The sequence below is a fragment of the Hymenobacter sp. H14-R3 genome, assembly GCF_030063445.1.
Lineage (GTDB): Bacteria > Bacteroidota > Bacteroidia > Cytophagales > Hymenobacteraceae > Hymenobacter.
Genome location: NZ_JASITD010000001.1, coordinates 256,691 through 271,492, shown reverse-complemented (window position 1 = coordinate 271,492; position 14,802 = coordinate 256,691). Strand labels below are relative to the sequence as shown.

Annotated in this window: 17 protein-coding genes; 11 read left to right on the top strand and 6 right to left on the bottom strand. The window is 56.6% G+C overall.

The window, feature by feature from the left end; genetic code table 11:
* Positions 1-208: 208 nt before the first annotated feature.
* From QMK33_RS01320 to hpf, 4 genes are all read left to right on the top strand, one after another.
* On the top strand, positions 209-1,357 hold the full coding sequence (locus QMK33_RS01320; protein ID WP_283562735.1) for an acyl-CoA dehydrogenase family protein: 1,149 nt from the start codon (positions 209-211) through the stop codon (positions 1,355-1,357).
* A gap of 189 nt (positions 1,358-1,546) precedes the next feature.
* Positions 1,547-1,741 (top strand): 30S ribosomal protein S21, encoded by a 195-nt coding sequence (rpsU, locus tag QMK33_RS01315; protein WP_283562734.1) that lies wholly within the window; start codon positions 1,547-1,549, stop codon positions 1,739-1,741.
* A 152-nt stretch (positions 1,742-1,893) separates the two neighbouring features.
* Positions 1,894-2,778, top strand: coding sequence for a tyrosine-type recombinase/integrase (locus tag QMK33_RS01310; RefSeq protein ID WP_283562733.1), 885 nt, complete (start codon positions 1,894-1,896; stop codon positions 2,776-2,778).
* Between the two features lie 137 nt (positions 2,779-2,915).
* Complete coding sequence (gene hpf / locus QMK33_RS01305; RefSeq protein WP_283562732.1) at positions 2,916-3,215, top strand: ribosome hibernation-promoting factor, HPF/YfiA family; 300 nt, start codon at positions 2,916-2,918, stop codon at positions 3,213-3,215.
* Between the two features lie 75 nt (positions 3,216-3,290).
* Here hpf and metK read toward each other — a convergent pair whose 3' ends face one another.
* The 3 genes from metK to QMK33_RS01290 all read right to left on the bottom strand — a co-directional run bounded on the left by metK (position 3,291) and on the right by QMK33_RS01290 (position 6,584).
* Entirely contained in the window at positions 3,291-4,553 is a 1,263-nt protein-coding gene (metK, locus tag QMK33_RS01300) for a methionine adenosyltransferase (protein ID WP_283562731.1), read from the bottom strand.
* 106 nt (positions 4,554-4,659) lie between these two features.
* Positions 4,660-5,874: a THUMP-like domain-containing protein gene (locus QMK33_RS01295; protein ID WP_283562730.1), complete on the bottom strand. Its 1,215-nt coding sequence runs from the start codon at positions 5,872-5,874 to the stop codon at positions 4,660-4,662.
* Positions 5,875-5,966: 92 nt separating this feature from the next.
* On the bottom strand, positions 5,967-6,584 hold the full coding sequence (locus QMK33_RS01290; protein WP_283562729.1) for a hypothetical protein: 618 nt from the start codon (positions 6,582-6,584) through the stop codon (positions 5,967-5,969).
* Positions 6,585-6,680: 96 nt separating this feature from the next.
* Between QMK33_RS01290 and ahcY the strand changes: the two genes are divergently transcribed.
* Positions 6,681-8,000 carry an adenosylhomocysteinase gene (ahcY, locus tag QMK33_RS01285; RefSeq protein WP_283562728.1) on the top strand — a complete coding sequence of 440 codons (1,320 nt, stop codon included), beginning with the start codon at positions 6,681-6,683 and terminating at the stop codon, positions 7,998-8,000.
* A gap of 97 nt (positions 8,001-8,097) precedes the next feature.
* Here ahcY and QMK33_RS01280 read toward each other — a convergent pair whose 3' ends face one another.
* Positions 8,098-8,967 (bottom strand): SDR family NAD(P)-dependent oxidoreductase, encoded by an 870-nt coding sequence (locus QMK33_RS01280; protein ID WP_283562727.1) that lies wholly within the window; start codon positions 8,965-8,967, stop codon positions 8,098-8,100.
* Positions 8,968-9,095: 128 nt separating this feature from the next.
* Between QMK33_RS01280 and QMK33_RS01275 the strand changes: the two genes are divergently transcribed.
* The 6 genes from QMK33_RS01275 (at position 9,096) to nadD (ending at position 13,255) form a co-directional block, all read left to right on the top strand.
* Positions 9,096-9,866, top strand: coding sequence for a glycosyltransferase family 2 protein (locus QMK33_RS01275; protein WP_283562726.1), 771 nt, complete (start codon positions 9,096-9,098; stop codon positions 9,864-9,866).
* Positions 9,863-10,915, top strand: coding sequence for a glycosyltransferase family 9 protein (locus QMK33_RS01270; protein ID WP_283562725.1), 1,053 nt, complete (start codon positions 9,863-9,865; stop codon positions 10,913-10,915). The genes QMK33_RS01275 and QMK33_RS01270 overlap by 4 nt, the downstream gene beginning before the upstream one ends.
* A gap of 159 nt (positions 10,916-11,074) precedes the next feature.
* The gene (locus QMK33_RS01265; RefSeq protein ID WP_283562724.1) at positions 11,075-11,725 is read left to right on the top strand and encodes a sigma-70 family RNA polymerase sigma factor; all 651 of its coding nucleotides are present in this window, start codon (positions 11,075-11,077) and stop codon (positions 11,723-11,725) included.
* 49 nt (positions 11,726-11,774) lie between these two features.
* The gene (locus QMK33_RS01260) at positions 11,775-12,071 is read left to right on the top strand and encodes a hypothetical protein (protein ID WP_283562723.1); all 297 of its coding nucleotides are present in this window, start codon (positions 11,775-11,777) and stop codon (positions 12,069-12,071) included.
* Positions 12,072-12,083: 12 nt separating this feature from the next.
* Positions 12,084-12,674 carry a guanylate kinase gene (gene gmk / locus QMK33_RS01255; RefSeq protein WP_283562722.1) on the top strand — a complete coding sequence of 197 codons (591 nt, stop codon included), beginning with the start codon at positions 12,084-12,086 and terminating at the stop codon, positions 12,672-12,674.
* Positions 12,671-13,255, top strand: a complete 585-nt coding sequence (gene nadD / locus QMK33_RS01250) for a nicotinate (nicotinamide) nucleotide adenylyltransferase (RefSeq protein WP_283562721.1) — start codon at positions 12,671-12,673, stop codon at positions 13,253-13,255. The genes gmk and nadD overlap by 4 nt, the downstream gene beginning before the upstream one ends.
* A gap of 75 nt (positions 13,256-13,330) precedes the next feature.
* Here the strand turns inward: nadD and frr are convergent, their stop codons facing one another.
* Positions 13,331-13,894, bottom strand: a complete 564-nt coding sequence (frr, locus tag QMK33_RS01245; RefSeq protein ID WP_283562720.1) for a ribosome recycling factor — start codon at positions 13,892-13,894, stop codon at positions 13,331-13,333.
* Positions 13,895-13,990: 96 nt separating this feature from the next.
* Entirely contained in the window at positions 13,991-14,782 is a 792-nt protein-coding gene (pyrH, locus tag QMK33_RS01240; RefSeq protein WP_283562719.1) for a UMP kinase, read from the bottom strand.
* Between the last annotated feature and the right edge of the window lie 20 nt (positions 14,783-14,802).

Below are 14,802 nucleotides of genomic sequence, written 5' to 3'. Positions count from 1 at the left end.
GAAGCAGCGGCCCCTGCAAAGCGCGGGCCGCTAACCTCGAAGGGTAAAAAATGCCTCAAAAGTAACTCTTTTACGTTAGGCTTTCAAAAAGCCAACCAGTTGCCAGATGCGGCCTTGCCGTATTTAACAGCCTCAAAATCGTATTTTTGCGCGAGTGGTCAGCATTGGCCCCGTTCTATCTCCCCCTACCCCCACCCGTTTTTTACTTATGGAAGCCACCGTAGCGACCGAAAACCAGACCATGATTGCGCAGATGGTGCGCGACTTCGGTCTGCAGCAGATTAAACCCAACATGATGCGTTGGGATGACACGCAGGAATTTCCGCGCGATTTATTTCGGCAGCTCGGTGAGTTGGGCCTCATGGGCGTGCTCGTGCCGACTCAGTATGGCGGCTCAGGCTTCGGCTATCAGGAGTATGTAACGGCGATAGTCGAGTTGTCTAAAATCGATGGTAGCATCGGCCTTAGTATGGCTGCGCACAACTCGCTGTGTACCGGCCATATCCTGCAGCATGCTTCGGAAGAGCAGAAGCAGCAGTACCTGCCACGCTTGGCCACGGGCGAGTGGCTTGGAGCCTGGGGCCTCACCGAGCCCAATACCGGCTCCGATGCGGGCAACATGCGCACCACGGCTGTGCTCGATGCCAGCGGCGAACATTATGTGCTCAACGGGGCTAAAAACTTTATCACTCACGGTAAGAGCGGTGACGTGGCTGTGGTGATTGCCCGCACCGGCGAAGTAGGTGACTCGCATGGCATGACGGCTTTCATCGTGGAGCGGGGCACGCCAGGTTTTGCCGGCGGACGCAAGGAAGACAAACTGGGTATGCGCGCTTCCGAAACCACCGAAATGATTTTTACCGACTGTAAAGTGCCGGTCGAAAATGTTATTGGCAAAGTAGGCGACGGCTTTGTGCAGAGCCTGAAGGTGCTCGATGGCGGCCGTATCAGTATTGCGGCGCTAAGCCTCGGCATTGCGCAAGGTGCCTACGAAGCTGCTTTGCAGTATAGCAAAGAGCGCCAGCAGTTCAACCAGCCCATCAGCAACTTCCAAGGGATTGCTTTCAAGCTGGCCGACATGGCCACCGAGATTGAGGCGGCTAGCTTGCTCACCTATCGTGCTGCTGAGATGAAAGACCGCGGTGAGAACGTGAATCTGGAGTCCGCAATGGCTAAACTCTATGCTTCTGAGGTAGCCGTGCGCACGGCCAACGAAGGCGTGCAAATATTTGGGGGCTACGGCTACACCAAAGACTATCCCGCCGAGAAGTATTACCGCGATGCCAAGCTCTGTACCATTGGCGAGGGTACCAGCGAAATTCAGAAGTTGGTTATTGCCCGCGCCCTGCTTAAATAAAAGCGCGGTAATAGCCGTTTGAAGCCAATTTCACAGGTTTTGTATTTGGTCTGTAGCCATTTCCTAACAGATTGAGCGCGAATCATCCACAAAATCTGTGAAATCAGTTTTGAATCCGCGGCATCCCTGATTATCTTTGCGGCCCGATTTACTCGGCTTCCCGTAGCGTAAGCATTCAAAATCCCCGATATGATTATCGTTCAAATCAAAGACAACGAAACCGTTGACCGTGCGCTCAAGCGCTTCAAAAAGAAATTCGAGCGCACTGGCGTTTTGAAAGAGTTGCGCCGCCGCACGTTCTTCCAGAAGCCGAGCATCACGCAGCGCAAAATGAAGCAGAAGGCTGTGTACAAGCTCGCTACCTACGGTACCGAGAACGAATAGTCTTCTAGCCTTTGTTTTACTGGCTTTGAAAAGCTCGCCCACTTGCTGTAAGGCAAGCGGGCGAGCTTTTCACGTTGGTGCTTGGTAGAAGCAGCCATGCGCCCTACTTTGCAGCGCTGGCCTGGGGTCAGCCGCGTTACTGAAATTGGGGCATGGAAGAATTTCTGGATTTTTTACGGTACGAAAAGCGTCTGAGTCCGCATACCGTTACCTCCTACCAAACTGATTTGACGCAGTTTGCGGCGTATCTGCGGGCTGAGTATGAGTTGGACGATGCGGCGCAGGCATCGCACCCACTCATTCGAGGCTGGGTAGTATGCCTGATGAGCCAAGACCTTGACCCGCGCACAGTGAACCGAAAAGTAGCCTGCCTGCGCTCATTTTACAAATTTTTGCTGCGCGAGCGCCGCCTTGAGGCCAACCCTATGCTTCGCATAAAAGCCCCTAAAATGGCAAAGAAGTTGCCCGAGTTTGTGCCCGAAGAGGCGTTGAATCGGATGTTGAATTCATTTGAGTTCGAAGATAGCTTTGCCGGTATGCGCGACCAATTGATATTGGAAACCCTCTACGGCACTGGCATTCGCCTCTCAGAGCTACTCGGCATCACCGACGACGACTTGGACCTGGGTGCTCGCACTGTACGCGTAACGGGTAAGGGCGACAAGCAGCGCGTGGTGCCCCTCAACCCGTCGCTGCTGCTGGTGATAGCCAAGTACTGCGAGCGCCGCGCCAGTGAGTTTAAGCCGCTACCGGCTAACAGCCCGCTACTACGCACTGATAAGGGCGAACCGCTCTACGAGAAGCTCGTATACCGCACGGTGAAGAAATACCTGAGCCAGGTTTCGACTTCAGCGGCGCACCAGCACCCGCATGCGCTACGCCACGCCTTTGCCACGCATCTGCTGGGCAAAGGGGCTGACCTCAATTCCATCAAGGAATTGCTGGGCCATGCTAGCTTAGCGGCTACTCAGGTGTACACCCACTTGTCCGTGGACCGCCTGAAATCCGTATTTAACCAAGCCCACCCGCGGGCCTAGTTGAATAATGAGCGTGAATAATGGGTTATAATTTGGTTATTAAGGCATTAGCTCTGTCTATGTCGCTGTAGCCAAGCTTTTAACCCGGTAAGTCGTAGCTTCCGATTCGCAATTCCCAACCCAATTTCCCTTTGCCCATGAAAGTGCAAATGCAATCGGTACATTTCGATGCCGACCAAACCCTGCTCGATTTCATCCAGCAACGTCTCAATAAGCTCGAACATTTTTACGACCGTGTAACGGACGGCGAAGTGATTCTGCGGCTCAACAACAAAGATGGCGTAGCCAATAAAACCGTAGAAATCAAGCTAATGGTACCCGGTACCACGCTTTTTAGCCAAGAAGATGCTCAGTCCTTTGAGGCCGCTACCGACGCTGCGGTAGAGGCGCTGAAGCGGCAGATTACCAAATTCAAAGAGAAGTCGGTGAGCCACTAGGCTGTTAATTTTCTACTAAAAAAGTCCCGACTGCTTTGAGAGCAGTCGGGACTTTTTTAGTAGAAAATTAACAGCTTACAGATTGAAAGCTGCCCTGATGCGGTCTACGTAATCAAGTTTTTCCCACGTGAATGTTTCGAAGGTTTGCTCCTCGCCATCTTTCATTTTAACCGTTACGGTGCCGGGTTGGCGGCCCATGTGGCCGTAGGCCGCGGTAGCGCTGAAGATGGGATTACGCAGGCCCAAGCGCTCTACAATAGCGTAGGGGCGCAAGTCGAACAACTCGTTTACCTTATCGGCAATCTCGCCATCAGTAAGAGGCTGGCCAGCGGCGTTGAGCGCCTTTGTGGTGCCCGAAGTGGTTACGTATAAGCCAACCGGCTTGGCCACGCCGATGGCGTAAGCTACCTGCACCAGCACTTGCGCCGCCACGCCGGCCGCCACCAGGTTTTTGGCGATGTGCCGGGTAGCGTAGGCCGCCGAGCGGTCTACCTTGCTGGAGTCCTTGCCCGAGAAAGCCCCGCCGCCGTGCGCGCCCTTGCCGCCGTAGGTATCAACAATGATTTTGCGGCCCGTGAGGCCTGAATCGCCGTGCGGGCCGCCAATAACGAACTTGCCCGTGGGGTTGATGTGGTGCTTGACATCGGCGGTGAAAAGTGCTTGCACTTCGGCGCTCAGCTTGGCCTTCACGCGCGGGATGAGAATGTCGATGATGTCCTGTTTGATGCGGGCCAGCATCACTTCTTCCGAAGCGTCAAAATCGTCGTGTTGCGTGCTGATAACGATGGTGTCGATGGCCTCAGGGCGGTGGTCATCGGAGTAGCGGATGGTTACCTGGCTCTTGGCGTCGGGGCGCAGGTACGTCATCTCGTGGCCTTCCTTACGGATGGCGGCCAACTCCTGCAACAGGCTGTGCGACAGGTCCAACGCCAGCGGCATATAGTTAGCTGTCTCGTCGGTGGCGTAGCCGAACATCATGCCTTGGTCGCCGGCGCCTTGCTCTTCGGGAGCCTGGCGCACCACGCCCTGATTGATATCGGGCGACTGCTCATGCAGGGCCGATAGAATACCGCAGCTCTCGGCCTCAAACTTATACTCGGCTTTGGTGTAGCCAATGCGCCGGATAACGTTGCGGGCAACGCTTTGCACATCAACGTAGGCAGAAGATTTAACCTCGCCGGCAATAACTACTAAGCCAGTGGTAACCAGAGTTTCGCAGGCAACTTTAGCGGTTGAGTCCTGCCGCAGAAAATCGTCGAGAATAGCGTCGGAAATCTGGTCGGCAACTTTATCGGGGTGGCCTTCCGAAACCGATTCGGAAGTGAACAGATAGGGCATGGCAAAGATTTAGACAAACAAAAAAACGCCCGCCGGGCCAGTCGGAGGCGCGGGCGGGCGGGGCGCAAAACTACTCATTAAATCCTGAGCGGCCACACTTTGCCGTCTATGACTTATGTAGCTGTGGGGGGCTCACCTTCTCGCAAACGAGCACGACTAAGCGACCCCGCAGGTCAGTAGTAGCAAATAAATAAATGTCGCCGCCCTCCCGAATGCCCGTGCGCTGCCGAAAAGTAGCCACCGACTCGGGAAAGTTGCGGGTCGTGACGTGTGCCCGTCCCTCGGGGCCCAGGTGTGTTTTTAGGGTAGGTCCGTCGGCCTTTTCGGTAGCCAGGATGCGGAAAATTCGCCCCGGAAAATCAGTTCGCAGTTCTTGATTGGTGTATAAGTGGCTGTGCTGATGTATTTTGAGCAATTCGAATGCCGTGCCGATGCTCTTGAACGCCCCGGCTTTTAAAATAGCGGCGTTGGGCTCGTACAGGTACTGCTGGGCCTCGGCGTAGCGTGCAATGGAGCGGGCCTCGCGAGCGCGGTTGAGGCGAAATTCCTGCTGGCTGCCATCGCGGTGCAGGTTCACGGCCAGGCGCTCGGGGTCGATGGCCGGTTCAGCCCCCAACTCATACAGCACTTCTTTCACCTCATTATCCACTGCAATGACCCAGATGCGCCGCACGTGCTTAAGCTCCTGAATAGCTAGCTCAATATCAAGCATGGGCGAGGTCTTAAGCAAAATGCGGGGCGCATGGCGCAACAGTAGCGGTAGCAGCTTGGGTACATCGGGCTCACAGTCAGCCAGATGCACTATTTTGCTGCCGCGCTTGTCGCGCCGGGCGGGGTCCAGAAACAGCCAGTCAAATGGCTGCTCGCTGGCTCGCAGAAAGGCCACCGCGTCGGCTGCGTGCGTCGTAATATTGGCAATACCCAACTGGCCTAGGTTGTAGGCTACCACGGCCGCCAGGTGCGCGTCGCGCTCCACATAGTCTACGTGGTCCACTACGGCGGCAAAATGTGCCGCATCGGCCCCAAAACCGCCCGTGAGGTCGGCTAGCCGGGTTGCCCCAGTTACTAGCGCAGCCTTATAAGTAGCAGTGCGCTCAGAAGAAGCCTGCTCGACTGACAGCGCGGGCGGAAAAATCAGCTCCTGGTTATCGGCCCAGGTGGGCAGCTTCACGCGGGCTTTCTGGCGGGCCTGAATCTGCCGCACCAGCTCGGGCACGGGCAAGTGGGGGTGGCGGCGGGCCTGCAAGGCCAAGTGAGCGGGGTCGTCGTGCAAGTGGGTAGCCACGTAGCGCCGGGCCGCCTCGGGTAAAGGAAACTCCATTATGCAACTGCTAACGCAAAAAGTGGCCTGCTGGTGCGAAGCTAATAAGTTGGTTAGCGTTTAGAATTCAAAATGAGTGCGTTGTAGCCGCACTAAAATTGCCACCGCAACGCTAGCACTGGCCGCCCGCTGGCCGCCGCCACGCCTACGCCAGTAGGCCGCAAGCGGGGCCATAGTGTGCCGTGGGTGCGTGGCGCGTCGGTATTGTAGCTATCCACCGCCTGCTTGAAATATTCGTTGGTGTGGCGGTTGATAAAGATGGTAGCCAGCAGGCTAACCACGGCCGCACCAGCGGCTACCTGCTGCGTGCCGTTGAAATATACCGGGTCGCCGTTGCTGAAAACCTGCGAAGCATACAAGCCCAATGAGCCCACCAGTAGCACTCTGTCAGCTAAGTAAGTGGTTTTCTGCCGTTTATAGTTGTCAAGTTCTTTGAGCGCCTGCGGGTGGCCAGCCAAGTAGGGGCGGAGCTTACCGCCAAAAAAACCCGCACTCTGGTATTCTTCGCCCATTTTGCCGGGCGGCAGAAAGTAAAAATTGTGCTGATGGCCATACTGGCCCCGCCCCTCATCTTCGGGCAGCAGCCGGATGGTAGCGGGCGCAACCTGCTGGGCCAGCCCGGCGTGGCTAGCTAGGCTTAGGTTCGTAGCTACGAAGGCTGTTGTGAGCCAATGAATTGACTTGCCAGAAGAAGAAGATAGAAAGGACATAGCTGGCAAAGGTAGCGTAGAGGTATTCAGCCACAATGCCACAACAAAACTGTACCTTTACGGTTGAAAAGCCAGAACTTTCATTTACCGATTACCATGGTAGCAACCAAGCCGACGACCTACGTTCCCTACAAAGTAAAAGACATGAGCCTGGCCGAGTGGGGCCGCAAGGAAATTCGCCTTGCCGAGGCCGAAATGCCGGGCCTGATGTCGCTCCGCGAGGAGTTTGGCGCTTCGCAGCCCTTCAAAGGCGCGCGCATTGCCGGCTGCCTGCACATGACCATCCAAACCGCTGTACTCATCGAGACGCTCACCGCGCTTGGAGCCGAGGTTACGTGGTCGTCGTGCAATATCTTCTCGACCCAGGACCATGCCGCTGCGGCTATCGCCGCTGCTGGCATCCCGGTGTATGCCTGGAAGGGCATGAACGAAGAAGATTTTGACTGGTGCATTGAGCAAACCATGTGGTTTGGCGAAGAGCGTCAGCCCCTAAATATGATTCTGGACGACGGTGGCGACCTCACTAACATGGTGCTCAATCGTTTCCCCGAGTTAGCTGCTGGCATCAGGGGTGTGTCGGAAGAGACTACGACCGGTGTGCTGCGTCTCATCGAGCGCGTGAAAAACGGCTCGCTGCCTTTCCCAGCTTTCAACGTGAACGACTCGGTAACGAAGTCGAAATTTGACAACAAGTACGGCTGCAAAGAGTCGGCCGTAGACGCTATCCGCCGGGCTACCGATGTGATGATGGCTGGCAAAATTGCCGTAGTTGCCGGTTACGGCGACGTAGGAAAAGGCACGGCCGCCTCACTGAGCGGGGCCGGTGCCCGCGTTATCGTGACGGAAATTGACCCCATTTGCGCGCTGCAAGCGGCCATGGACGGCTACGCTGTGAAGAAGCTGACCAACGCTGTGAAGGAAGCTGACATTGTGGTAACCGCTACCGGCAACTGCGACATCCTCACTGAGGAGCACTTCCGTAGCCTCAAGGATAAGGCCATCGTCTGCAACATCGGCCACTTTGATGATGAGATTGACATGGCCTGGTTGAATAAGAACTACGGCCACACCAAGGATACGGTGAAGCCGCAGGTTGATATATATACCATTGAGGATAAAGAAGTTATCATTCTGGCCGAAGGCCGTTTGGTAAACTTGGGTTGCGCCACTGGCCACCCGTCGTTCGTAATGTCGAACTCGTTTACCAACCAGACGCTGGCCCAGTTGGAGCTGTGGCAGCACGCCGACCAATATGAAAATCAGGTGTATACCCTGCCCAAGCATTTGGACGAGAAAGTAGCCCGCCTGCACCTCGCCAAAATCGGGGTGGAGCTGGATGAGTTGACGACCAAGCAAGCCGATTATATCAAAGTACCGGTTGAAGGCCCGTTCAAGTCGGACCTGTACCGCTACTAGGTCATCGCCTTTTGGCCAAAGAAAAACCTCGCCCGGCATTACGCCGGGCGAGGTTTTTCTTTTTAGCGCCACCTGGGCATCGGCGAGCGATACTCACTTAATCCAGAAATTTGGTGTCCGTCAACTCCTCGCTCATAGCCCAAAGGCGCTGGCTGTTAGCTAGCGTATTGAAGCTGCTTTTCACCGGCTCGGGCTTCTTCTTACTGTAGTACCCCCCGCTGATGGCGGCCACGCTGGGGTCGGAAGCCAGGAAAATGCTGGTTTCAGCTCCCTTCTCGGGCGACAGCATAAACGGCCGGCCCAGCGCCAGCACGGCCGAAAGCCAACCGCCCGACTGCTGGCCGTAGCCGGTAGCCACCGCGCCGGGGTGCAGCGAGTTGGTAGTCACGTTGGTAATGCCGTGGGCCCGCAGCCGCCGCGCCAGCTCCTGCGTGAACATGATGTTCCATAGCTTAGAGGTGCCGTACTCCCACATGGGGCTGTAGCTGCGCGCCGACTGAATATCGTCGAGCGTGGGTTTGGAGAACTTGTAGGCCATCGAGGCCACGTTGACGATGCGGGCGGCGGGGCTCTTTTGCAGCAAGTCGAGCAGCAGGCTGGTGAGCAGAAAGGGCCCCAGGTGGTTGGTAGCCAGCGTCATCTCGTTGCCATCGGCCGATACTTCGCGCTCGGCCCCGAACATAAGGCCCGCGTTGTTTACCAGCACATCAATGCGCGGGTATTTGTCGTGCAGCTGGGCGGCTACATCGCGCACTTCCTGCAACACCGATAGGTCGGCCATTGCGATGTCTATCAAGGGGTTATTAGTCGTAGCGATGATTTCGCGCTGCGTGCGCTCGGCCTTTTCGCGGTTGCGGGCCAGTAGAATTACGTGAGCGCCCTGGCGGGCCAGCTCGCGGGCCGTGACTTCGCCAATGCCGGAGGTAGCGCCGGTAACGAGGATGATTTTATCTTGAAGAGGAGTCATTTTCGGGGAGATAGGGAGAAACAGGATTTCTTATACGTAGAATGACGGTTGGGCTACCGAGATATTTTGCCCGCCCTGGCTGGCGGGGCAGGCGGGGTTGTCGGTAAAAAAGCCGGATATTTGCCCCAATGCCTTCTCTACTGCTCTCCGTCGTCATTATCACCTTCAATGAAGAAGCCAACATCGCCCGCTGCCTTCAGGGGCTCGGCAGCATAGCCGACGAGGTGTTGGTGGTCGATTCGTTTTCCACCGACCGCACCATGGCTATTTGTCAGGCGCACGGGGTGCGGGTGGTGCAGCACGCGTTTGAGGGCTACGTAGAGCAAAAAAACTTTGCCACCGACCAAGCGCGCCATAATTACGTGCTCCAGCTCGACGCCGACGAGGTGCTCACCGACGAGCTGCGGCAGAACATTATGGCGGTGAAAAACAACTGGCGGCACGCCGCCTACTCGCTGGCCCGCCTCACTAACTACTGCGGCACCTGGGTGCGCCACGGCGGCTGGTACCCTGACCGCAAGCTGCGCCTCTACGACCGCCGCCTGGGCCGCTGGCAGGGCCTGTTGCTGCACGAGTACTACGAGGTGCAACCCGGCCACACCGCTGGTGCCCTGGCTGGCGATGCGCTACACTATTCGTATGCCTCTGTGGCGCAGCATGTTAGTCAGCTTAATCGATTCACTAGCATCACGGCCCAGGAACTAGCGCTGAAAGGCAAAACGCGCGTTACGCTGTTTCAACTCATTCTCAAGCCGCTCTGGAAATTTCTCTATGGCTACGTGTTTCGGCTGGGTTTCCTCGATGGCTTTGCCGGGCTTAGCATCGCCGCTATCTCGGCCACGGGGGTTTTCCTGAAATTCGCGAAGCTGCGCACCGGCACCCAAAACGCCCGCGCATGAGCCCCACGTACCTCGTCTCGCGCACCGACGCCATCGGCGATGTGGTGCTGACGCTGCCGCTGTGCGGCTGGCTCAAGCAGCATCATCCGGGGTGCCGCGTGGTGCTCATTGGGCGCGCCTATACGGCGGCAGTAGCGGCTGCCTGCCCGTGGGTAGACGATTTTCTGGAACTGGATTCGTTGGCGGCGGCGGGCAAAATCTCTTCTGCTCTCCTGCTAGAAGAAATGCGCAGCTACGCAGCCGCGGCTATCATCCACGTTTTCCCCAACAAGCTGCTGGCGCAGCTTGCCCAAAAGGCCGGTATCCCAGTGCGCATCGGCACGCGCAACCGGCTGTTTCACTGGCTCACCTGCAACCGGCTGGTGGCCCTCAGCCGTCGGCATTCGCCGTTGCACGAAGCCCAGCTCAATTTGCAGCTGCTGGCACCGCTAGGCTACACCGAAAAGCTTGATTTAGCGGCCGTGTCTGAACTGGTGCGCCTGCTGCCCGCCGTGCCGTTAAGCTCCCACTGGCAAAAATTGCTGGCGGCCCGCCAGCCCGGCCAGCTCAACGTCATTTTACACCCACGCAGCCGGGGCAGCGCCCGCGAGTGGGGGCTGCCGCATTTTGGCCAGCTGGCGCGGCTGTTGCACGCGGCCGGCCACCGCGTGTTCATCAGCGGCACCCTGGACGAAGGCGCGGAGCTGGCGATGGCTGATTGGTTTCGGGAATATAAAAAATATATTACCGCCGACCTTACTGGGCAATTAGCTCTGCCTGAGTTTATTGCGTTTATTGCCGCTGCTGATGGGCTGGTGGCTGGTAGCACCGGGCCGCTGCACCTAGCCGCCGCGCTGGGCCGCCACGCGCTGGGGCTGTATCCGCCCATTCGGCCCATGCACCCCGGCCGTTGGGCTCCGCTGGGCCCGCACGCCGACTACCTGGTTTTTGACCGGCCTGATTGCCAGAACTGCCGCACCCAGCCAGCCGCCTGCACCTGCATAAAAGCCATTGCGGCGGCTACTGTGGCGGCCCGCGTGGGCCAGTGGCAGCCATTGAGGGCAACCTAGTCACCACTTGCTCCCGTACGTAACGTGCAGAAGTTATTTATTGGGTAGCTAAACATTCTGCTAAGTGCTGCTATTCATTAGCAGACTGGCTAAATCGTTGCCGCCCGGCCTTACTTTTGCCAACTTGCTGATTTTATTACCTGCCCTATCTACCCCATTATGAGTGACTCTCCCGAACGGGTGAAGCTGAGCAAAGAGGAAAAAGACCGGCGCTTTCAGGCCGAGCTTATGCCTGTGCTCGACCCGCTCTATAACTTCGCCTACCGGCTCACGCTTGACGAAGACGACGCCAACGACTTGGTTCAGGAAACCTATCTCAAAGCTTACCGCTTTTTTGAGTATTTCGAGCCGGGCACCAACGCCAAGGCCTGGCTTTTCCGCATCCTGAAAAACTCGTTCATCAACGACTTTCGGAAGAAAAGTAAGCAGCCGGCTAAGGTTGACTACAGCGAAGTTGAAGGATATTATAATCCGGATGAAGTAGAGGGCGATGCCGATACTGGTGCTTCGTCGTCCGACATGCGCCAGCAGTCCACGCGCGACCTAATTGGGGACGAAGTAGCTAGTGCACTTAACTCGTTACCTGTTGATTTTCGGACAGTTATCATTCTCTGTGACCTCGAAGGCTTCACCTATGAGGAGATGGCCAAGGTGCTGGATATTCCCATTGGCACAGTGCGCTCGCGCCTGCACCGGGCCCGCAATTTCCTCAAGGACAAGCTCGAAAAATACGCTGCTTCCATGGGTTACGGGAACGATGATATCCAAGCAGCCGTTGATGCCGCCGAACCCGAAGACGACCACAGTTAATTTTCTTTTCATCATTTAACCCCAGGCTAAGACCCTGTTCCGCTCGCTCATGGAAGCTACACTTACTACAACCAATCTGTCGGCCCCCGTTATCTCTTCATTGGCTAACGCCGCCGACTGCGACCGCGTGAACATTGTACTTGACCAGCTTCTCGAAGGACGGGTCCTAACGGAAGAAGATGAGGATTACCTCATCCACCACGGCGAAGACTGCTCGCCTTGCTTCGATGATATTAAGAAGCAACAGTTTTTTATCGGTTTTCTCAAGCAGAAAGTAAGCCATCGCGCTGCTCCCTTGGCCCTGCCGCACGCCATCATGGCGCGTTTGCAAGCCGAAATGGTCTAGCTTTGCGGCCCTATGCAGGGCAAAATCATTGTATTCTCGGCACCTTCGGGCGCGGGTAAAACGACTATCGTGCATCGGCTCATGGGCTTACTCCCTGAGCTGAGCTTCTCCATCTCAGCCTGCACGCGCGACCGCCGCGGCCGCGCCGAGGTCAATGGTAAAGACTATCACTTCATTTCGGTAGCCGATTTCCAGGACAAAATTCGTCACGACGAATTCGTAGAGTGGGAAGAAGTTTATGAGGGTGCCTTCTACGGCACCCTCAAGTCTGAAATCGAGCGTATCTGGGCCACCGGCAAGCACGCCATCCTCGATGTCGATGTAAAAGGCGGGCTTAGTATCAAGGAGTTCTATAAAGACCGGGCACTGGCGATTTTTGTGCGCCCGCCCTCCATCGAGGCGCTGGCGCAACGCCTCACGGCCCGCGCTACGGATTCCACTTCCAGTATTTCTTCGCGGGTGTACAAGGCAACGTTTGAACTAGCGTTCGAGGACCAGTATGACGTGACCGTCGTCAACGACGACCTCGAAGAGGCCGTGGCCCATGCCGAAAAGCTGGTGCGCGATTTCATTACAGCCGACGCTACCCCCGAGGTCGTATGACACCCGACGGCCCCGTTGCCACCCGTCGCGTCGGGCTGCTCTTCGGCTCCTTCAATCCCGTGCACACCGGCCATCTTATTCTGGCGGAGTACTTTGCCACGCGCACTGATTTAGCCGAAGTATGGCTGGTAGTATCGCCCCAAAGCCCCTTCAAGGTAGGCAATGTCCTCTTGCCCGAAGCACAGCGCCTGCGCTTAGTCGAACTAGCGGTTGCGGGTAACCTGCGCCTTCGTGCCGAGCCTATTGAGCTAAGCTTGCCGCGCCCCAGCTACACCGTTGCCACGCTCGATGCCCTGCGCGAGCACCACCCGCATACTGAATTTGTGTTGCTGATGGGGGCCGATAATGTACCAGGTTTGCCTCGCTGGCAAGCTGCTGCCCGCCTGCTGGCCGAGGTAGACATCTACGTGTATCCACGCCCTGGCACCCCACTCGCCGACCTCACGCCCTTTCCCCGCGTGCAGGTAATGTCGGCACCCATGCTGGATATCTCGGCTACCTACATCCGCGAAAGTCTGCGCCTGGGGCGCTCTATCCGCTACTTGGTGCCCGCGGCCGTAGAAGCAGAACTGATTAAGTAAACTTTATTTTAAGAGTATAAAAGAAAAAACCCGATGCTTGCATCGGGTTTTTTCTTTTGAAAGCGGCTGCGATAATCAGATGGTCATAATTTCCGACTCCTTTTTGCTGAATAGCTTCTCAACCTCCACAATGTGTGCGTCGGTGTACTTCTGCACTTTGGCTTCGGCATCTTTCACGGCGTCTTCGGGGGCACCGTCTTTTTGCAGCTTGCGCAAGGCTTCGTTCACATCCTTGCGGATGGAGCGCACGCGCACTTTGCCACTTTCTACTTCGTTTTTGGCCTGCTTCACAAGGTCGCGGCGGCGTTCCTCCGTCATGGGCGGGATGTTGAGGCGCACGCCATCGGCATCGGCAATTGGATTCAGGCCCAAGTCACTGTTTTTGATGGCTTTAGCTACCTCACTCACCATATTCTTTTCCCAGGGCTTGATGAGCAGTGAGCGCGGGTCGGGGGCCGAGATATTGGCAATCTGCGCAATGGGGGTAGGCGTGCCGTAGTAATCGATACGCAGGCCATCGAGCATCGCCGGCGATGCCTTGCCGGCCCGAATGCGGCCCATCTCCACACCTACGTGAGCCACTGCTTTGCCCATCGATTCCTCAGCATCGCTGAGGTAGAATTGAATTTCCTCGTCCATCAGGTTAGAAAAGTTGAATTTTAAAGGTTGAATACTGCCCAACGCTAGAGGTGAGTCAGGGTAGCATTCCGAAACTCACTGCGCGCTATGGCTAGTTTAGGCTTGCTCGGGCTGGTTGCCCACCAGTGGCTGCAAACCACTGAGCCTGGCTGTGCTAGGAGTGGAGCCAGTGGTGCTGCCATCCATGGTCACCAGCGTACCCAGGTTCTCCCCAGCGATAAGCCGCTCTAGGTTACCAGGGGTATTCATATCGAACACGATGATGGGCAGGTTATTCTCCTTGCAAAGCGTAAAGGCCGTCATGTCCATCACATTCAGGTTTTTTTCCATCACCTCGTCAAACGAGATGCGTGGAAACCTTACTGCTGTGGGGTCCTTCTCAGGGTCGGCCGAGTAGATGCCATCTACGCGGGTACCTTTCAGCACCACGTCGGCCTCAATCTCGATGGCCCGCAAAGAGGCTGCCGAGTCGGTAGTAAAGTAGGGCGAGCCGATGCCCGCGCCAAAAATAACGACTCGCCCTTTTTCGAGGTGGCGCATAGCCCGGCGGCGGATGTAGGGTTCGCATACCCGCTGAATGGTGAGGCCCGAGAGCAAGCGCGTGGGCACTTCCAGCTTTTCGAGCGCGCTTTGCAGAGCCATCGAGTTGATAACCGTGGCCAGCATGCCCATGTAGTCACCCTGCACGCGGTCGAGGCCAAACTGCTCGGCCTGCACACCGCGGTAGATGTTGCCGCCGCCAATCACCACGGCAACTTCAACGCCCGTGGCCACCACAGCCTTTATTTCGGTGGCGTACTGCATCAGCCGCTCGGCATCAATGCCGTACTGCTGCTGGCCCATCAGCGCTTCGCCGCTGAGCTTAAGGAGAATTCGCTTGTAAGTCAAAATAGTAAAAGCTAAAAAGA

Coding starts and splice junctions, on each gene's coding strand:
- QMK33_RS01320 (WP_283562735.1), top strand. CDS start 209: ATGGAAGCCACCGTAGCGACCGAAAACCAGACCATGATTGCGCAGATG.
- rpsU (WP_283562734.1), top strand. CDS start 1,547: ATGATTATCGTTCAAATCAAAGACAACGAAACCGTTGACCGTGCGCTC.
- QMK33_RS01310 (WP_283562733.1), top strand. CDS start 1,894: ATGGAAGAATTTCTGGATTTTTTACGGTACGAAAAGCGTCTGAGTCCG.
- hpf (WP_283562732.1), top strand. CDS start 2,916: ATGAAAGTGCAAATGCAATCGGTACATTTCGATGCCGACCAAACCCTG.
- metK (WP_283562731.1), bottom strand. CDS start 4,553: ATGCCCTATCTGTTCACTTCCGAATCGGTTTCGGAAGGCCACCCCGAT.
- QMK33_RS01295 (WP_283562730.1), bottom strand. CDS start 5,874: ATGGAGTTTCCTTTACCCGAGGCGGCCCGGCGCTACGTGGCTACCCAC.
- QMK33_RS01290 (WP_283562729.1), bottom strand. CDS start 6,584: ATGTCCTTTCTATCTTCTTCTTCTGGCAAGTCAATTCATTGGCTCACA.
- ahcY (WP_283562728.1), top strand. CDS start 6,681: ATGGTAGCAACCAAGCCGACGACCTACGTTCCCTACAAAGTAAAAGAC.
- QMK33_RS01280 (WP_283562727.1), bottom strand. CDS start 8,967: ATGACTCCTCTTCAAGATAAAATCATCCTCGTTACCGGCGCTACCTCC.
- QMK33_RS01275 (WP_283562726.1), top strand. CDS start 9,096: ATGCCTTCTCTACTGCTCTCCGTCGTCATTATCACCTTCAATGAAGAA.
- QMK33_RS01270 (WP_283562725.1), top strand. CDS start 9,863: ATGAGCCCCACGTACCTCGTCTCGCGCACCGACGCCATCGGCGATGTG.
- QMK33_RS01265 (WP_283562724.1), top strand. CDS start 11,075: ATGAGTGACTCTCCCGAACGGGTGAAGCTGAGCAAAGAGGAAAAAGAC.
- QMK33_RS01260 (WP_283562723.1), top strand. CDS start 11,775: ATGGAAGCTACACTTACTACAACCAATCTGTCGGCCCCCGTTATCTCT.
- gmk (WP_283562722.1), top strand. CDS start 12,084: ATGCAGGGCAAAATCATTGTATTCTCGGCACCTTCGGGCGCGGGTAAA.
- nadD (WP_283562721.1), top strand. CDS start 12,671: ATGACACCCGACGGCCCCGTTGCCACCCGTCGCGTCGGGCTGCTCTTC.
- frr (WP_283562720.1), bottom strand. CDS start 13,894: ATGGACGAGGAAATTCAATTCTACCTCAGCGATGCTGAGGAATCGATG.